The organism is Muricoccus nepalensis, from assembly GCF_006438825.1.
Lineage (GTDB): Bacteria > Pseudomonadota > Alphaproteobacteria > Acetobacterales > Acetobacteraceae > Roseomonas > Roseomonas nepalensis.
On record NZ_RCZP01000007.1, the window covers coordinates 12,905 to 29,696 of the forward strand.

The window sequence follows — 16,792 nt, forward strand, 5'->3', positions numbered from 1 at the left end:
AAGATGCAGAAGCCGGCGGCCTTCGCGCCCGACGACCGCGACCAGCCGCTCTACGCCGACCGCGTGCGGGTCTACCCGCAGGCGGTGACCGGGGTGGTGCGCCGGGCGAAGTGGGCCGTGCTGGGCTTCTGCCTCGGTCTCTACTACCTCCTGCCCTGGATGCGCTGGGACCGTGGCCCGGGCCAGCCCAGCCAGGCCGTGCTGGTGGACCTCGACAAGGGCCGCCTCTTCTTCTTCCCGATCGAGGTCTGGCCGCAGGAGGTCTACTACCTCACGGGCCTGCTGCTGCTCGGGGCCCTCGCGATCTTCGCCGCGACCGCGCTCTTCGGCCGGGTCTGGTGCGGCTTCGCCTGCCCGCAGACCGTCTGGACCGACCTCTACATGCTCGTCGAGCGCTGGATCGAGGGCGACCGCAACGCGCGCATGCGCCGCGACGCGAAGCCCCGCTGGGGCGCGGCGGACTGGGCGCGGAAGGTCGGCAAGCACGCGGCCTGGATCGTCATCGCGGCGGCGACGGGCGGCGCCTGGGTGATGTACTTCACGGACGCCCCGACGCTCGCGCGCGACCTGCTCCTCTTCCAGGCATCCTCAGCCATCCTCGGCTTTGCGGGGCTCCTCACCCTCTCCACCTATCTTCTCGCGGGCTGGGCGCGCGAGCAGGTCTGCACCTACATGTGCCCCTGGCCGCGCTTCCAGGCCGCGATGCTCGACGACGACAGCCTCGCGGTCTCCTACCGCGACTGGCGCGGCGAGCCCCGCGGCAAGGCGCGCGACGCCTCCGCCGGCGACTGCATCGACTGCCGCGCCTGCGTGAACGTCTGCCCGACCGGCGTCGACATCCGCGACGGCCTGCAGCTCGGCTGCATCAACTGCGGCCTCTGCATCGACGCCTGCGACAGCATGATGACGAAGATCGACCGCCCCACCGGGCTGATCGCCTTCGAGACGGTCGGCAACCTCGCCGCCGCGACGGCCGCGACGGCCGCCATCCCGCCCGGACCGGCCCGCTGCGCCCCCGGGCTCGCCGCCCGCCGCCCGGCGCGGCTGCTCCGCCCGCGCACCTACTTCTACGCCGCCGCCATGGCGATGATCGGCGCGGTGATGGTCGGCGCCTTCGTCGGCCGCACCGATGTCGGCCTCGAGGCGCTGCGGGACCGCTCGCCGCTCTTCGTCCGCCTCGCCGACGGCAGCGTCCGCAACAGCTACACCCTCAAGATCTCCGACCGCCGCGCCGCGACGGAGCGGCTCGCCGTCGCGGTCGAGGGGCTGCCGGCCGGCGCTTCCTGGGGCGTGCTGAACGGCACCGACTCCGACGGGGCCGGCCGGCCGCTGGTCGAGACCCGCGCCGACGGCGTCGCCGAGGTGCGCCTCTTCGTCACGACCGTGCCCCTGGGCCGGCCGGAGGAGGAGAGCACCCCCATCCGCATCCACCTGATCGAGCCGGGGACCGCCATCGAGCGCGCGGCCGTCGGCACCGTCTTCCTGAGGCCCCGGACATGAACGCGATCGCTCACCGTCCCCCCGTGCGGGGTCGCTGGATTCCCTGGGTCTTCGTCGCGGGCTTCCTCGTCGTGATCGGGGTGAACGGCGTGTTGATCACCGCGGCCGTCGGCACCTTCACGGGCACGACGACCACGGGCTCCTACGACCGCGGCCTCGGCTACGGCGCGGTGCTGGAGGAGGCCGCGCGGCAGAAGGCGCTCGGCTGGCAGGGCCGGGTCTCCCGCGTTGACGGGGGCATCGCGCTCACCCTCCGCCTGCTGGACGGCGCGCCGCTGCCGGCGGACGCGGTCGTCACCGGCACCCTCCAGCGCCCGCTCGACCGCACCGCCCTGCCGCTCGCCTTCCAGCCCTCCGCCCCCGGCACCTGGCGCGCCGCGGCCGAGGCGGCCCCGGGCGCCTGGGAGGCCGTGCTGACCGTCGCCCGCGGCGCCGACCGGCTGGAACTGCGCGAGAGGCTCGTGATCCCATGACCGCCTTTCCGGCCCGCCTCGCGGCCGACGAGCCGGGCCTCAGCGCCGCGGACTGCGCGCACTGCGGCGCGCCGGTCCCGCCGGGCGCCGGGCGCTTCTGCTGCACGGGCTGCGAGGGAGCGGCGGCCCTCATCGCCGGCCTCGGCCTCGGCGCCTTCTACCGGCGGCGCGAGGCGGCCGGCGGCATCCGCCCGACCGCCCTGCCGCCGGTGGACTTCGCCGCCCGCGCCGTGCCCGCCCGCGGCGGCGCGGAGCACAGCCTCGATCTGATGGTGGCGGGCCTGACCTGCGGGGCCTGCGTCTGGCTGGTCGAGCAGGCCCTGGCCGCCGACCCCGCCGTGCTGCGCGCGCGGGCGAGCCTCGCGACCCGGCGCCTGACCGTGACCTGGCGCGGCCCGGCCGAGCGCGCGGAAGCACTCGCCTCCCTCGTCGCCCGCCTCGGCTTCCAGGTGGCGCCCTGGTCCGCCGCCTGCCTCCGCGTCACCGAGGACGAGGAGGGACGCGCCCTTCTCCGCGCCCTCGGCATCGCGGCCTTCGGCGCGTCCAACGTGATGATGCTCTCCGTCGCCGTCTGGGTCGGCAGCGACATGGGGGAGGGCACGCGCGGCCTGATGCACTGGCTGGCCGCGCTGATCGCGCTGCCGGTGGTGCTCGTGGCCGGGATGCCCTTCTACCGCTCGGCCCTCGGCGCGATTCGCGCGGGCCGGGTGAACATGGACCTCGCGGTCTCGCTCGGCGTCCTCGCCACCACGGCGATGAGCCTGTCGGAGGCGCTCCGCAACGGCCCCTACACCTGGTTCGACGGCGCGACGGCGCTCCTCGCCCTGCTGCTCGGCGGCCGGGTGCTCGACCGTGCCGCCCGCCGCCGCGCCCGCCAGGCCTGCGCCGAGCTGCTGGCGCTGCAATCGGCCGAGGTGACGCGGCTCGAGGCCGGCGGCACCGCGCACCGGGTCGGCGCCGAGGCCGTCCGCGCCGGGGACCGCCTGCTGGTCGCGCCGGGGGAGCGCCTCGCGCTCGACGGCGTGCTGGAGGAGGGCGAGGCCCTGCTCGACACCGCCGCGACCTCCGGCGAGAGCCTTCCCCGCCGCTTCGCCGCGGGCGAGGCGCTGCCGGCCGGTGCCGTGAACCTCGGGGCTGCGCTCGTCCAGCGCGTGACCGCCGCCGCGGCCGAGGGCTCGCTCGCCGCCGTGGCCCGGCTGCTGGAGCGGGCGGAGGGGGCGAGGGGCCGCTACGTCTCCATCGCCGACCGCGCCGCCCGGCTCTACGTGCCCGTGGTCCATGCCGTGGCCGCGGTCACCTTCCTTGGCTGGTGGCTGGGGGTGGGCCTCCCCTGGCAGGCGGCGCTGGTCCCGGCCGTCGCCTCCCTCATCGTGACCTGCCCCTGCGGGCTGGCCATCGCGGTGCCGGCGGTGCAGGTGGTGGCCGTCGGCGCGCTGTTCCGCCGGGGCGTGCTGACGGGCTCGCCCACCGCGCTCGAGCGGCTGGCCGCCTGCGACGTCGCGGTGCTCGACAAGACCGGCACCCTGACGACCGGCCGTCCCGAGCTGCTGCCCGACACCGCCCGCCCGGCCGCCGCGCTGGCCGCCGCGGCCGCCCTCGCGGCCAGCAGCCGCCACCCGCTCTCCCGCGCCCTCGTCGCCGCCTGCCCCACGCCGGTCCAGGCCGCGGCGGGCGTGGAGGAGGTGGCCGGCGCCGGCCTCGCGCACGGGGAGGAGCGGCTGGGCAGCGCGAGCTTCTGCGGCGCGGCCGAGGCGGCGGAGGAGGGGCCGACCCTCTGGTACCGCGCGGGCCCGCTCGCCGCGCCGGTCGCCTTCCGCTTCGCCGACCCGCTCCGCCCCGACGCCGCCGAGGCGGTCGCGGCCCTGCGCGGCCTCGGCCTCGAGGTGGAGCTTCTCTCAGGCGACGCGGCCCCGGCGGTCGCGCGCGCGGCGGCGGCGCTCGGCATCACCGAGTGGCGGGCCGCGGCCAGCCCCACGGACAAGGCCGCGCGGATCGAGGCGCTGCGCGCCGCCGGGCGCCGCCCCCTGATGCTCGGCGACGGCATCAACGACGCGGCGGCCCTGGCCCTGGCCCATGCCTCCGCGACGCCCGCGGGCGGGACGGACCTCGCCCAGGCGGCGGCCGACCTCGTGCTGCGGGCGGAGGGGCTCTCGGCCCTGCCGGCCGCCCTGCGCACGGCGCGGCGGGCGCAGCGGGCGGCGCGGCAGAACATCGCCTTCAGCCTTGCCTACAACCTCGTCGCGGTGCCGATGGCCGTGGCCGGCTTCGTCACCCCCCTGATCGCGGCGCTGGTGATGGCCTCGTCCTCGCTCGCCGTGATCCTCAACGCGCTCCGGGTGGGGCGGGAGGCTTCAAAATGAACGCGCTCGCCCTTCTCGTGCCGCTGGCCCTCGGCCTCGGCACCCTTGCCCTGCTCTTCTTCGGCTGGACGCTGGGGAACGGGCAGTACGACGACCCCGACGGGGCGGCCAGCCGCATCCTGTTCGACGACACAGAGGAGAATACCTGATGCCCGCCACCGGCTTCAGCGCCAGCCACGCGCTCTTCATGGTCCTGGCCGGGGCGCTCGCGCTCCTCGGCGTCCTGGCCACCGCCCGGGCGGCGGACCTGGGCTTCGCGGTGTTCGGCGCCGCCCTGATCGTCTTCGGCCTCGGCTTCGGCTTCTGGATGCTCAAGCGCGGGCTCGACGCCTGGGAGCGGGCGCGCCACTGACCGCGGGGGCCTTGCGGCCCCTCCCGAACGGAAAAAGGGGAACCGAGGCGCTGCCCCGGTCCCCCTTGCTCTTTGCCGAACCTGGCCAGGGGGGAGCCGTGAGGCCCCCCGTCCCGGCTCAGCCGCGGCGGCGGCGCGCCAGGCCGAGGCCGAGCAGGCCCATGCCGAAGACGGCCAGGCTGGCCGGCTCGGGCACGGAGGTCGGCACGGCGACGACCGGCGAGAAGGCGAAGATAAGGTCGTTGTAGTCGTAGTCGCCGTCGCGGAGGTCCTCGAAGCCGACATAGGTCACGGGGCCGGGGAGCTGGGCCACCGCGGCCGCCGCGGCGGCCGAGAGGGCGCCGACGCCGAGGGACGAGAAGTTGGTCGTGTAGACGGCGTGGTAGAAGCCGTCGCCGCCCGCTCCGCTGTCCCTAACGCCGGTCGAGAAGGAGGCGCCGGTCGCCTGGTTCGTCAGCGTGAAGGTGACGATGCCATTGACGCTGCCCAGGTTCACGGTCGTACCGATGGCATCGCTGCCGTTGTTGAAGATGACGTTGGGCGAGCCGCTGCGCGTGAGGACGCTGGTGTCCGCGGCGTCACGGTACACGAAGACGGCGGTGACCTGACCGTTCGAGCTCAGGCTGCCGGGGTCGACCGTGATGGGCGCGGCCTGCGCGGCCGTCGCAAGCCCTAGCGCCAGGGTCGCACCCGCTACCGTTCTGAACATGTTTAATTTGCTCCTTCGCACTCAAACGCTTAACAAGCGATAAGCGTGCCATCCCGTGAGATGTTTGTTTTTTCTGAGGGAACAAGGTTCGAAAGCAAAACGAGCTTCGGAAGCGTCAAGGAATCTGACTCCAATTCCGTATCCGCATCGAAAGGGGGTTGCGGCGGCGGCCCTTGACCCTCGCGCAACCCTTGTCAGTGGCGGCCGCCCCGGTGGGAGAACCCACCCCTTGTGCCGCCGAAACGATGGGCGAACGGGCCCCCGTGGCGGGGGCCGGCCCAGCCGCGGAAGCCGTGGCGATAGCGGTAGGCGACATAGGGGTAGGCGCGCAGCCCCGGGTAGAGCGCCCCGTAGACATAGCCCGGGTAGTAGACGGGATAGCCCGCCACCGGCACGGCATAGGCCGGGCCAATGATGTTGCCCCGCGCGGCCATGCAACGGAGATAGGCGTCGCCGGCGACCGGCGCCTGGACCGCACCGGCGGCCGGCGCGTGTTCCACCGCCGGCTGGCTGGGCGGCGGGGCCGCCGCGGGGTCGCTGGCCTGCTGCTGGCAGGCGGCGTCGTCTCCCTGCACGGCCTCGGCCGTCTTCCCCAGGCCCGGATAGGCGACGAGCGGCGAGGGGGCCGATTCGGGCGGCGCCAGGCCCGCGCAGGCGGGAAGGGCAAGGGTGCCGAGAAGGAGGACGGTGCGGGGAAGCCGACGGATCATGGGGCGCGGGCCATTGCGACGAAGGGGATACGGCCGTCCGGCAGCGCGGTCGCCCGGCCGGTGGTCCTTTCCCAGATGGGGCCTGCGCCCGCCCGTTGCATCCTCGCGGGGGCGGCCGCCACCGAGCCACCGCGCGGGGAGGCGCCCCGGACGAGGTGTTAACCTCTTCGACACCTCCCTCGTGCAGTCTTCGCGGCGAGCATCGGGCACGGAAAATCCGGCATGGAAAAGCGGCTGATCAACCTTGCGCGCAGCGGCGACCGCCTGGCCCTGTTCAAGGCGCGCAACACCCACCTGCCCGACATCCAGCGCGTGCCCGCCATCGACGGCCGCTCGGCGGACCGCAACCTCCTGCAGGCGAGCGGCGTCCTGGCGCCCGGCCTGGCCTATTCGGACGGCGCGCTGGGCTGCGCGATGTCCCACCTCAACCAGTGGCGCGACGCGGTGCGGCGGGACGTTCCCCTCACCATCGTCGAGGACGACGCCGTGCTCTGCGCCAACTTCGAGGCGGAGTCCGCCCGCGTCATCGCCCAGCTCCCGCCGGACTGGGAATACATCATGTGGGGCTACAACTTCGACGCGCCGCTCACCTACGACCTCGGCGAGGGTCTCTCGCCCTGCACCGCCCTGTTTGACCAGGCGGTCGTGCGCGCGAGCATCCCGGCATTCGGGGGGGGTGGACGTCACCACGCGCCTCTTCAAGCTCCTGCGCGGCTTCGGGACCGTCTGCTACTCCGTCTCGCCGCGCGGCGCGATGCGGCTGATCGAGTTCTGCCTTCCGCTTCGCCCGATGGAGACGCGCCATCCGGCGCTGCCGCACCCGATTCCCAACACCGGCATCGACAACATGCTGGCCCATCTCTGGCCCTCCATGCCGGCCTATGTCGCCGTGCCGCCCCTCGTGGTGAACGAGAACGACTGGGCGGTGAGCACCATCCGGGGCTCCTCCGCCGCGAAGGCGCCGGCGGCCGATACCTTCCCCGCGGACGCCTTCCTGACGATCCTGGAGGAGGTCGGCGTCACGGACGAGACCGTGATCGGGCTGCGCGCGTCGCACGACGCGACGCTCGCGACGACCGACCTGCGGCGGGCGGGCTGGGGCGGCTTCGACATCTCGGCAGCCCCCTCCGCGCTCGCGAAGGCGCTCCGCGACCGCGCCGTGCCGGAGGGCTTCGACCTGCTGCACCTCGGCACCCGCGACGGGCACGCCGAGATCCTGTCGGGCGTGCTGCCCGCCTTCCGTCCTCGCGTGGTGGTCCTGCCGGTCGAGCACGCGGTGCGCGCCGCGGACCTGCACCCCTCCCGACGCGCGGGCGAGCAGGACCGGGCCGACCTCCTTCGCGGGCATCCGCTCTACCCAGGTCTCGCGAGGGAGCTCGGCTACTCGCTGCACCTCTGCCCGGAGGCGCCGGACCACGCGCTTCTCCTGCGCGGGGACGTCCACCGTCGCTCGGGCGAGCCCTGGGAGGACCTGTCCATCCCCGCGGCGAAGTGCCTGCCGGCGGCGGTCGACGCGGCGGCCTGGCTTCCCCAGAGGGCGGGCGACGAGGTGCGGCTCTGGCAATGAGCGCCTCCTCCACCTCCCCCCGCGCCGCGGCTCCGCCGGCGTCGAGCCGTACCGAGGGACCCTCCAGCATGCGCCACCCGCCCCGCGAGACGCTGACGGAACTCGCCAACAGCCACGGCTCGGACAAGGGCGACCGTGTCCGGGACCGCCACGGCTACACCCGCCTCTACGACCTCCTCTTCGGTCCCCAGCGCGACGCGCCGATCGCGTTCCTCGAAATCGGCCTCGCCGTGGGCGGCCCGGAGACGGCGGACGGGCGCGTCGAGCGGCGGGTGGCGAGCCCGTCGGTCGCGATGTGGCTGGACTACTTCCCGCAAGCCCGGATCTACGGCTTCGACATCTCCGACTTCTCCCACATCCACCACGAGCGCTTCACCTTCGTCCGCGGCGACGCCGGCAGCGCCGACGACCTGCAGCGCCTGGCCGCCGCGGCGCCGATGCTGGACGTCATCATCGACGACGGCTCCCACGCCTCCTACCACCAGCAGCACTGCCTGAAGCACCTGTGGCCGCGGCTGAAGCCGGGCGGGCTCTACATCGTCGAGGACCTGCACTGGCAGTCGCCGGTCTTCGAGGCCAGCCTGCCGCGCGTGCCGCTCACGGCCGAGCTGTTCGGGAGCGGCTTCGAGCGGGGCATCTTCGTCGACACGCCGGTCTTCTCGCGCGACGAGCTCGCCCGCCTGCGCGAGGAGACCTCCGCCTGCTCCGTCTTCCGTGACCTCGCCGGGCGGGTGAACACCCCCAAGATGCTCGTGCTGCGCAAGCGCCCGGACCTGGGGGCGGGTGCCGCGGCGGCGCAGGCCGGGTCTCTCCCGGTGCCCGCCACGGCGGTGCAGGAGGGGGAGGGCGCGCCCCGCCGCGTGCGGTCCTTCGACCTTTTCGACACCCTGATCGCGCGGCGCTGCATCCATCCCCGCGCCGTCTTCGCCCAGCTCGAGCAGCGCCTCGGCCTGCCCGGCTTCGCCGAGCACCGGGTCGCCGCCGAGGCGAGCGTGGCGGCGGAGGACTACTCGCTCCACGACATCTACCGCGCCTTGGCCCACCGCCTGCCTGAGGCCGCCGGACGGCTCGAGGAGGCGGAGGGGCTCGAGATCGAGCTCGAACTGGAGAACCTCTTCCCCATCGCGGAGCACGTGGCCGAGGTCTCGCCGGGCGACATCGTCGTGTCCGACATGTACCTGCCGCAGGAGGTCATCAACGCGCTCGTGCACTCCGTCGCGGGCCTTCGCGACGTCTCGGTCTTCGTCTCGCCGCACGGCAAGCGGCGGGGCACCGTCTGGGCCACGCTGCAGGACCGCTTCCGCATCGCGGAGCACCTCGGCGACAACCCCGACACCGATATCCGCTCCCCCGCCGCCTTCGGGATCCCCGCGCGGCAGACGGCGGTCTCCGTGCCCACGCGCCTCGAGGAGGAGGTGGGGGCGCTGGGCTTCCCGCGTCTGGCCGAGGGCATGCGGGAGGCGCGGCTGCGCGGCTGGCAGCACGACCCGGTCGAGCGCGAGCTGCAGGTCCTGCAAGCGAACGTGAACACGCCCATGCTCCTGGCGGCGAGCGTGCTCGTCCTCCGCGCCGCCCGGCAGGCCGGCGTGTCGCAGATCCTGGCCTCGGGGCGTGACTGCTACCTCTGGCTCCACCTCCTGCGCTTCCTGCAGGACGAGATCGCGCCGGGCGTCCGCACGGAGTACTTCTACACCGGGCGGGTGCCCCGCAGCTTCCCGTCGGCCTCCTACGCCGCCTATGTCCGCCGGCTCGCCGGGACGGAGCGCTGCTTCGTGCTCGATGTCTGCGGGACCGGCTGGTCGCTGCAGCGCCTTTGCGAGCAGCTCGGCCTGCCGAACGCGCAGCCGCTGCTGATCCAGAAGATGAAGGACCGCGCCCTTCGGGGCCGCTACGAGGGCTGGGCGCCTACCACTGGCACCACCCCGGTACTGGCGCTGCTGGACCCCGACCGGTCCTACGACAATGAGCTGGTGGAGCTGGCGAACCCCGCCCCGCACCCGACCGTGCTCGACGTCACCTGGCAGGACGGCAAGGACGTGCCAGTCTTCGGGGACATGGCCGCGAGCCCCCGCGCCACGCGGCTGCGGGCGGTGCTGGACGAGGCCTTCCTCCTCTCCACCGCGCCGCTCCTGTCGCGCGCGATCCTCGACGAGGTGACGGCGGCGCCCTCCGCGCGGCTGGCGGAGGTGCTCGGCCACCTTTACGGCGCCTACGGCCAGTTCGGCGGCGCCCTTCGCCAGCTCGCGGCCGAGCACCGGGCGGAGGACGCCGCCATCTGCGCCCTGCTGGAGCACAAGGGGCGGAGCTGGATGCCGGCCGCGGCCTGACGCCGCCCGCCGCCGCGACGCGGCGGGCGCGCCCGGGCCTACTCGGCCGCCAGGGGCCGGGCGACGTCGCCGGAGGCGTCGAGCGCCCGGGAGAGGTCCTCCAGGATGTCGTCCGGGTGCTCCAGCCCGATCGACAGGCGCACGTAGCCGGGCGAGACGCCGGTCGAGAGCTGGTCCTCGACGGAGAGCTGCGAGTGGGTGGTGCTGGCGGGGTGGATCGCCAGGCTGCGCGCGTCGCCAATGTTGGCGACGTGGTAGATCATCCGCAGCGCGTCGATGAAGCGGCGTCCGGCCTCCAGCCCCCCGGCCAGCTCGAAGCCGACGAGGCCGCCATGCCCGCGCGTGAGGTACTTCGCCGTGCGCGCCGCGGCGGCGCCCGCCAGATGCTTCGGGTGGATCACGCGGCTCACCTCGGCCCGGCCGGCGAGGAAGTCGGCGACGATCTCGGCGTTGCGGCTGTGCTCGCGCATGCGCAGCGGCAGCGTCTCGATGCCCTGGAGCGTGAGGAAGGCGTTGAAGGGCGATAGGGCGCCGCCGAGGTCGCGCAGCAGCGTCACCCGCGCTTTCAGGATATAGGCGATCGGCCCCATCGGCTTCGCGGCCTCCGCCCAGACGGCGCCGTGATAGGAGGGGTCGGGGCGGTGCAGGGCGGGCTGGCGCGCCGGGTGGGCCGCCCAGTCGAAGTTGCCGCCGTCGACGATGATGCCCCCGATGCTCGTGCCGTGGCCGCCGAGGAACTTGGTGGTGGAGAGCACCTCCACCGCCGCCCCGTGGTCGAAGGGCCGCACGAGCAGCGGCGCCGCGGTGTTGTCCATGATGAGCGGGATGCCCAGCGGCCGGCCGAGCGCCGCGACCTCCGCGATCGGGAAGACCTCCAGCTTGGGGTTCGGCAGGGTCTCGGCGTACCAGGCGCGGGTGCGGTCGTCGGAGGCGCGCAGGAAGGCCTCGGGGTCGGCGGGGTCGACGAAGCGCACCTCGATCCCCTGGTCGCGCAGCGTGTTGGCGAAGAGGTTCCAGGTGCCGCCGTAGAGGTCGGTCGAGGAGACGATGTTGTCCCCGGCGAGCGCCAGGTTCTGGACCGCCATGGCCGAGGCCGCCTGCCCCGAGGCGACGGCCAGCGCGCCGACGCCGCCCTCGAGGGCCGCGACGCGCTTCTCCAGCACGTCCGTCGTCGGGTTCATGATGCGCGTGTAGATGTTGCCCAGCTCCTGCAGCCCGAAGAGGCGCGACGCGTGGGCCGCGTCGTCGAACTGGTAGGAGGTGGTCTGGTAGATCGGCACCGCCACGGACTTGGTGGCGGGATCGGCCCGCCACCCGGCGTGGAGCGCGAGCGTCTCGGGGTGCTTTGACATCGGATCCTCCTGGGGCGGCCGTTCCCCGGCCGGGGGAGCCTTCTACCGCCCCGGCGGTCGGGGCGGGGCAGCCTTCCGCAGGGAAGCGCCGGCCGCCGGCCGCGTGCAAGGGGGCGGTTCGGCCAACCCGCCCCATCTTTCCCGCGGACCCCGCTTCCCGGGGAGGAGAGCCGACCGATGAAGCTGATCGCCGTGCTGCTGGCCGCCGTGATCCTGGGCGCCGCCGCCTGGCTCTACGTCCCCGACAAGCCGCGGGCGGCGCTCGAGGCCCGCTACGCTGCCTCGCCCGATAGCTTCCGCGAGGTGGCCGGGCTGCGGCTCCACCTGCGCGACACCGGCCCGCGGGACGCGCCGGCGGTCATCCTCCTGCACGGCTTCGCCTCCAGCCTGCACACCTGGGAGGACTGGGCGCGGGTGCTCGACCGGGACCACCGCGTCATCCGCCTCGACCTGCCCGGCTTCGGCCTCACCGGGGCGGACCCGACCGGGGACTACACGGACGAGCGCAGCGCGGCGGTGCTGCTCGCCCTCATGGACGGGCTCGGCCTGCGGCGGACGAGCCTCGTCGGCAGTTCCATGGGCGGGCGGATCGCTTGGGACTTCGCCGCCCGCCACCCGGACCGCGTGGATCGCCTCGTGCTCATGGCGCCCGACGGCTTCGCCGGCCCGGGGCGGGAGTACGGCGTGGCCCCGAAGGTGCCGATGCTGGTCCGGCTGCTGCCCTACGTCCTGCCCACGCCGCTGCTGCGCAAGAGCCTCTCCGCGGCCTACGCGGACCCGGCGGCGATGACGGAGGAGCGGCTCGCGCGCTACCGCGACATGCTGCTGGCGCCCGGCGTCCGGCGGGCCATCGTCGCGCGCACGGGGCAGGGCGCGCTCGCCGACCCGGTGCCGCTGCTCCGCCGCATCACGGCGCCCACGCTGCTGGTCTGGGGGGAGAAGGACGCGATGATCCCCGTGGCCAACGCGGCCGACTACCAGCGCGCCCTGCCGGACAGCCGCCTCGTGGTCTTCCCCGGCCTCGGCCACGTGCCGCAGGAGGAGGCGCCCGACCTCTCCCTCGAGCCGGTCCGCGCCTTCCTCGGCGGGTGAGCGCGCGGCTTGACATGCGGCGGCCGGGGCTGATGAGGTCTCGCCGGAGGATACGCAGGTCCCGCGCCCGGCGCCGCAACGCGCCCGAGGAGAGCAACCGATGCCCCGCATCCGCCGCCGCGGCCTGCTCCTGGCCGCGAGCCTGCTTCCTGCCCTCCACCGCCCCGCCGCCGCAGCCGGGCCGGAGGTGCTGGACCTCGCGGTCGGCGCGCCGCCCACCTCGATGGACCCGCACCTCTACACGCTGACGCCCAACTCCGCCCTCGCGCAGCACGTCTTCGACAACCTCGTCCACCGGGACGCGGGGGGACGGCTCGTGCCCGGCCTCGCGGAATCCTGGCGGCTCGTGGACAGCAGCACCTGGGAGTTCGCGCTGCGGCAGGGCGTCCTCTTCCACAACGGCGCGCCCTTCACCGCGGCCGACGTGGCCTACACGATCGACCACGTGCCGCGCGTGGTGAACAGCCCCGGCTCCTTCGCCGTCTTCACGAAGGCGATCCAGGAGGTGGAGGTGGTGGACCCGCACCGCATCCGCTTCCGCACCGCGGGCATCTACCCGCTGCTCCCGGCGGATCTCTCGCAGATCGCGATCATCTGGCACGGGCTCGGCGAGAACAACCTGACGAGCGACTTCAACAGCGGCCGCGCCGCCATCGGCACGGGCCCCTTCCGCCTCCTCGCCTACCGCCACGGCGACCGCGTGGAGCTGGAGCGGAACGACCGCTACTGGGGCGAGGCGCCGGCCTGGGCGCGCGTGAACTACCGGATCATCCCGAACGACGGCGCGCGCGTGGCGGCGCTGCGGGCGGGGGACGTCGCCTTCATCGACGCCGTGCCGACCGCGGACCTCGTCCGCCTGCGCGCCGAGCCGCGCGTCACCCTCTCCGAGACGGTGAGCTTCCGCTCCATCTACCTCCGCGCCGACTTCCGCACGGAGACGCCGCTCGTCTCCGGGCCGAACGGCGAGCCGCTGGCGCGCAACCCGCTGCTCGACCTCCGCGTGCGCCAGGCCCTCTCCATCGCGATCAACCGCGCGGCGATCGCGGAGCGCACCATGTCGGGCGCGGCCATCCCCTCGGGCCAGTTCATGCCGCCCGGCGCCTATGGCCACGTCCCCGACCTGCCGCCGCCGCCCCATGACCCGGAGCGGGCGCGCCGGCTGCTCGCCGAGGCCGGCTACCCCCAGGGCTTCACGATCACGCTGATCGCCTCCCACGACCGCTACGTCAACGACGCGCAGGTGGCGCAGAGCATCGGGCAGATGTGGACGCGGATCGGCGTGAGGACGAAGGTGGACGTGATGCCCTTCGCGACCCTCGTGCAGCGGACGACGCGGCTGGACAACTCCATGTCGCTCGGCGGCTGGGCCAACTCGAACGGGGAGCCCTCCTCGGGCCTGCGCGGGCTGCTCGGCACGCGCGACATGGAGCGGGGCTGGGGCACGGTGAACCGCACCTCCTACTCCAACCCCGAGTTCGACGCGGTGCTCGCCCGCGCCATGGGAACCGCCGACGACGAGGCGCGGGAGGCCCTGATGCAGGAGGCGACGCGGATCGCCGCGCGCGACGTCGCCTGGATCCCGCTGCACATCCAGAAGAACGTCTGGGCGATGCGCCAGGGCCTGGCGCACACGCCGCGGGCGGACGAGATGACCCTCGCCCAGGACCTGCGCCCCGCCCGCTGAGGGCGGCCGCCCTCAGGCCCGGGAGCGGTCGCCGAGGGTGCCGAGCTCCCGCTCCACCAGGCTCACCCAGTAGCCGACGCCGAGCGGGATGGCGTCGTCGTTGAAGTCGTAGGTCGGCGTGTGCAGCCCCTCGGAGCTCGGCCCGCCGGCGCCGATGCCCATGAACATGAAGGCGCCGGGCCGGGCCTTGAGCATGAGGGAGAAGTCCTCGCCCCCGGTGATCAGCGGCGCGTTGCCCTCCACCTTCTCCGCCCCGGCGAGGGCCGCGGCCGCGGCGATGGCGACGTCGGTCTGCTCGGCGTGGTTCACCAGCGCCTCGCCCCGCCGGTCGTACTCCACCGCCGCCGTGCAGCCGAAGGAGGCGGCGAGGCCGTCGGCCAGCTCGCGCATCCGCCGCTCCATCGTGTCGCGGACGGCGGTGGTGTAGGAGCGGGCGGTGCCGCCGATGACCATCTCGGACGGCATGACGTTGGTGGAGGCCATCGAGCCGCCGTGGATGGCGCCGACGCTGATCACGGCCGCCTCCACCGCCGCGATGTTGCGCGCCACCACCGTCTGCAGCGCCATGACGAACTGCGCCTGGAGCACGGCCACGTCGGTCGCGAGGTGCGGCGCGGCGCCCCCGTGGCCGCCGGTGCCGCGGAAGGTCACCACCCAGCGGTCGCCCGCCGCCATGGCCGGGCCGGGGCGGATGGCGAACTGGCCGAGCGGCAGGCCGGGTTCGTTGTGCAGGCCGTAGACGCTGTCCACCGGGAAGCGCTCGAAGAGGCCGTCGGCGAGCATCGCCTTGGCCCCGCCACGGCCCTCCTCGGCCGGCTGGAAGATGAACTGGACGGTCCCGCCGAAATCCGGGTTCTGCGAGAGGTGCCGCGCGGCGCCGAGCAGCATGGCGGTGTGGCCGTCATGGCCGCAGGCGTGCATGACGCCCTTGTTGGTGGAGGCGTGGGGAAGCTCCGTCGCCTCCTCGATCGCCAGCGCGTCCATGTCCGCGCGCAGCCCGATGGCGCGCTGGCCGGCGCCGCGGCCCTTCAGCGTCGCGACGACGCCGTATTTCCCGATCCCCTCCGTCACCTCCAGGCCCCAGCCGCGCAGGGTCTCGGCCACCAGCGCGGCGGTGCGGGCCTCCTCCATGCCCATCTCGGGATGGGCGTGGATGTCCCGGCGTATCGCGGCAAGCTCGGGCTGGAGGGCCCGGATGCGGTCGAGGGCGGCGTCGTCCATCGGGGGCTCCATCTCGGCGTTGGGGGCTCGGCGTCGGGGGGAGGATGCGGCGGGGCGGCGGGGCTGCCAAGGGCCGGCGGGGCGGCATGGGAGGGCTGCGCCGGGCGGAGGGGCCGGGGACTGGCGCCGTAGGGGCGATCGGCGCCAAGCTTCGCCGGAAGAGGACGCGCCAGGAACGGGAAGCGACGCCATGAGGAACGCCAGCGGCCGGGGCAGCGGCGCCGCGACGACCGCGATCGGGAACCCAGGGATCTGGGCCGTGGTGGTCGCCGCGGCGGTGGCGGCCTCGATGTCCATGGGCATCCGCCAAACCTACGGCCTCTTCCTGCTGCCGCTCGGCGCCGAGGAGGGGATCCCGGCGGTCACCCTCGGCATGGCGGTCGCGCTGCACAACCTCACCTGGGGCATCGCCCAGCCGGTGACGGGCGCGTTCGGGGACCGCTACGGCGCGGGGCGCGTCGCGGCCTTCGGCGGGGCTCTCTACGTCGCCGGGCTCGGGCTGGTCGCGATCCATCCCTCGGCGATCACCGCCCTTCTCGGCATCGGCCTCATGACGGGCATCGGCGTGGGCTGCGCCGGCACCGGCAGCGTGATGGCCGCCGTCGGCCGCGCGGCGACGCCGGAGCGGCGGGCGAGCATGATGGGCATCGCGGCCGCGGGCGGCTCGGTCGGCCAGGCGCTGCTGGTGCCCTACGCGCAGTTCGGCATCGGCTGGTTCGGCGCGGCCTCCGCGCTGGGCGCGATGGCGCTGGCGGCGATGCTCATCATCCCTGCCGCGCGCGTGCTGGAATGGGCGCCCCGCAACCCCGCCGCGCCCACCCGCGGCGTTTCTGAGCTGCCGGAGCTGGCCCGGAACGCGCTCGGGCACCGCGACTTCGCGCTGCTGACCCTCGGCTTCTTCGCCTGCGGCTTCCAGCTCGCCTTCCTCACCGCGCACCTGCCGGCCCATCTCGCGCTCTGCGGCATGCCGCCCTGGCTGGGCGCGACCTCGCTGATGCTGGTGGGGCTGTTCAACATCCCCGGCTCCTGGTTCTGCGGCAAGCTCGGCGGCATCATCCGGCCGGAGGTGGCGCTCGGCGCGATCTACCTGGCGCGCAGCCTCGCCATCGCGCTCTTCGCGGTCCTGCCCGTGACGGAATGGGGCACGCTGCTCTTCGCCGCGGTGCTCGGCTCGATCTGGCTCGGCTCGGTGCCGCTGACGGCCGCGGCCATCGCGCGGCGCTTCGGGGTGGCCGACCTCGGCGCGCTCTACGGCGTGTGCTTCTTCAGCCACCAGATCGGCGGCTTCCTCGGCGTGGGTGCCGGGGCGGTGCTCTTGCAGCAGACCGGCAGCTACGCGGCCTTCTGGCCCGTGATGATCCTCGTCGGCCTCGGCGCCGTCGCCGCGAACTGGGCCACGCGCGGGCCGATCCGGGCGACGGCGATGGCCTGAGGGGCGCCGGCGC

General features: G+C 74.3%; 14 protein-coding genes and 1 pseudogene. 11 read left to right on the forward strand and 4 right to left on the reverse strand.

Translation table 11 applies throughout. The features are described 5' to 3' along the window. The first annotated feature begins 3 nt into the window (after positions 1–3). From ccoG to EAH89_RS09665, 5 genes are read left to right on the forward strand one after another with little or no spacing between them, the layout of a single operon-like run. A complete protein-coding gene (gene ccoG, locus EAH89_RS09645; RefSeq protein WP_140882756.1) occupies positions 4–1,500 on the forward strand; it encodes a cytochrome c oxidase accessory protein CcoG in 1,497 nt (498 codons plus the stop codon). Continuing rightward, positions 1,497–1,973 carry a FixH family protein gene (locus tag EAH89_RS09650; RefSeq protein ID WP_140882606.1) on the forward strand — a complete coding sequence of 159 codons (477 nt, stop codon included), beginning with the start codon at positions 1,497–1,499 and terminating at the stop codon, positions 1,971–1,973. Before ccoG ends, EAH89_RS09650 begins: the two co-directional genes overlap by 4 nt. After that, positions 1,970–4,333: a heavy metal translocating P-type ATPase gene (locus EAH89_RS09655; protein WP_140882607.1), complete on the forward strand. Its 2,364-nt coding sequence runs from the start codon at positions 1,970–1,972 to the stop codon at positions 4,331–4,333. The genes EAH89_RS09650 and EAH89_RS09655 overlap by 4 nt, the downstream gene beginning before the upstream one ends. Then, positions 4,330–4,482 carry a cbb3-type cytochrome oxidase assembly protein CcoS gene (gene ccoS, locus EAH89_RS09660; RefSeq protein ID WP_140882608.1) on the forward strand — a complete coding sequence of 51 codons (153 nt, stop codon included), beginning with the start codon at positions 4,330–4,332 and terminating at the stop codon, positions 4,480–4,482. The genes EAH89_RS09655 and ccoS overlap by 4 nt, the downstream gene beginning before the upstream one ends. Beyond that, the gene (locus EAH89_RS09665; protein WP_140882609.1) at positions 4,482–4,685 is read left to right on the forward strand and encodes a hypothetical protein; all 204 of its coding nucleotides are present in this window, start codon (positions 4,482–4,484) and stop codon (positions 4,683–4,685) included. The genes ccoS and EAH89_RS09665 overlap by 1 nt, the downstream gene beginning before the upstream one ends. Positions 4,686–4,803: 118 nt before the next feature. Here EAH89_RS09665 and EAH89_RS09670 read toward each other — a convergent pair whose 3' ends face one another. Further along, on the reverse strand, positions 4,804–5,394 hold the full coding sequence (locus tag EAH89_RS09670) for a PEP-CTERM sorting domain-containing protein (RefSeq protein ID WP_140882610.1): 591 nt from the start codon (positions 5,392–5,394) through the stop codon (positions 4,804–4,806). Between the two features lie 194 nt (positions 5,395–5,588). Further along, the gene (locus tag EAH89_RS09675) at positions 5,589–6,104 is read right to left on the reverse strand and encodes a hypothetical protein (protein WP_140882611.1); all 516 of its coding nucleotides are present in this window, start codon (positions 6,102–6,104) and stop codon (positions 5,589–5,591) included. Between the two features lie 222 nt (positions 6,105–6,326). Between EAH89_RS09675 and EAH89_RS33385 the strand changes: the two are divergent. From EAH89_RS33385 to EAH89_RS32520, 3 genes and pseudogenes are all read left to right on the forward strand, one after another. Then, a pseudogene (locus tag EAH89_RS33385) lies at positions 6,327–6,629 on the forward strand (glycosyltransferase family 25 protein); the annotation flags it as partial. Between the two features lie 151 nt (positions 6,630–6,780). Continuing rightward, complete coding sequence (locus EAH89_RS32515) at positions 6,781–7,671, forward strand: hypothetical protein (protein ID WP_241666934.1); 891 nt, start codon at positions 6,781–6,783, stop codon at positions 7,669–7,671. Positions 7,672–7,739: 68 nt separating this feature from the next. Next, entirely contained in the window at positions 7,740–9,998 is a 2,259-nt protein-coding gene (locus EAH89_RS32520; protein ID WP_241666935.1) for a class I SAM-dependent methyltransferase, read from the forward strand. Between the two features lie 38 nt (positions 9,999–10,036). On the opposite strand, the gene EAH89_RS09685 is transcribed toward EAH89_RS32520, so the two are convergent. Then, positions 10,037–11,350 carry an O-acetylhomoserine aminocarboxypropyltransferase/cysteine synthase family protein gene (locus tag EAH89_RS09685; protein ID WP_140882613.1) on the reverse strand — a complete coding sequence of 438 codons (1,314 nt, stop codon included), beginning with the start codon at positions 11,348–11,350 and terminating at the stop codon, positions 10,037–10,039. A 177-nt stretch (positions 11,351–11,527) separates the two neighbouring features. On the opposite strand from EAH89_RS09685, the gene EAH89_RS09690 reads away from it, so the two are divergent. Both EAH89_RS09690 and EAH89_RS09695 read left to right on the forward strand, forming a co-directional pair. Continuing rightward, entirely contained in the window at positions 11,528–12,442 is a 915-nt protein-coding gene (locus EAH89_RS09690; RefSeq protein ID WP_140882614.1) for an alpha/beta fold hydrolase, read from the forward strand. A gap of 100 nt (positions 12,443–12,542) precedes the next feature. Continuing rightward, the gene (locus tag EAH89_RS09695; RefSeq protein ID WP_140882615.1) at positions 12,543–14,126 is read left to right on the forward strand and encodes an ABC transporter substrate-binding protein; all 1,584 of its coding nucleotides are present in this window, start codon (positions 12,543–12,545) and stop codon (positions 14,124–14,126) included. Positions 14,127–14,138: 12 nt separating this feature from the next. Here EAH89_RS09695 and EAH89_RS09700 read toward each other — a convergent pair whose 3' ends face one another. Then, positions 14,139–15,347 carry a M20 aminoacylase family protein gene (locus EAH89_RS09700; protein ID WP_140882616.1) on the reverse strand — a complete coding sequence of 403 codons (1,209 nt, stop codon included), beginning with the start codon at positions 15,345–15,347 and terminating at the stop codon, positions 14,139–14,141. A 190-nt stretch (positions 15,348–15,537) separates the two neighbouring features. Here EAH89_RS09700 and EAH89_RS09705 point away from each other — a divergent pair, with 190 nt between their 5' ends. Then, the gene (locus EAH89_RS09705) at positions 15,538–16,779 is read left to right on the forward strand and encodes an MFS transporter (protein WP_161993529.1); all 1,242 of its coding nucleotides are present in this window, start codon (positions 15,538–15,540) and stop codon (positions 16,777–16,779) included. Positions 16,780–16,792 lie beyond the last annotated feature (13 nt).

Coding starts and splice junctions, on each gene's coding strand:
- ccoG (WP_140882756.1), top strand. CDS start 4: ATGCAGAAGCCGGCGGCCTTCGCGCCCGACGACCGCGACCAGCCGCTC.
- ccoS (WP_140882608.1), top strand. CDS start 4,330: ATGAACGCGCTCGCCCTTCTCGTGCCGCTGGCCCTCGGCCTCGGCACC.
- EAH89_RS09650 (WP_140882606.1), top strand. CDS start 1,497: ATGAACGCGATCGCTCACCGTCCCCCCGTGCGGGGTCGCTGGATTCCC.
- EAH89_RS09655 (WP_140882607.1), top strand. CDS start 1,970: ATGACCGCCTTTCCGGCCCGCCTCGCGGCCGACGAGCCGGGCCTCAGC.
- EAH89_RS32520 (WP_241666935.1), top strand. CDS start 7,740: ATGCGCCACCCGCCCCGCGAGACGCTGACGGAACTCGCCAACAGCCAC.
- EAH89_RS09685 (WP_140882613.1), bottom strand. CDS start 11,350: ATGTCAAAGCACCCCGAGACGCTCGCGCTCCACGCCGGGTGGCGGGCC.
- EAH89_RS09670 (WP_140882610.1), bottom strand. CDS start 5,394: ATGTTCAGAACGGTAGCGGGTGCGACCCTGGCGCTAGGGCTTGCGACG.
- EAH89_RS09695 (WP_140882615.1), top strand. CDS start 12,543: ATGCCCCGCATCCGCCGCCGCGGCCTGCTCCTGGCCGCGAGCCTGCTT.
- EAH89_RS09700 (WP_140882616.1), bottom strand. CDS start 15,347: ATGGACGACGCCGCCCTCGACCGCATCCGGGCCCTCCAGCCCGAGCTT.
- EAH89_RS09705 (WP_161993529.1), top strand. CDS start 15,538: ATGAGGAACGCCAGCGGCCGGGGCAGCGGCGCCGCGACGACCGCGATC.
- EAH89_RS09675 (WP_140882611.1), bottom strand. CDS start 6,104: ATGATCCGTCGGCTTCCCCGCACCGTCCTCCTTCTCGGCACCCTTGCC.
- EAH89_RS09690 (WP_140882614.1), top strand. CDS start 11,528: ATGAAGCTGATCGCCGTGCTGCTGGCCGCCGTGATCCTGGGCGCCGCC.
- EAH89_RS09665 (WP_140882609.1), top strand. CDS start 4,482: ATGCCCGCCACCGGCTTCAGCGCCAGCCACGCGCTCTTCATGGTCCTG.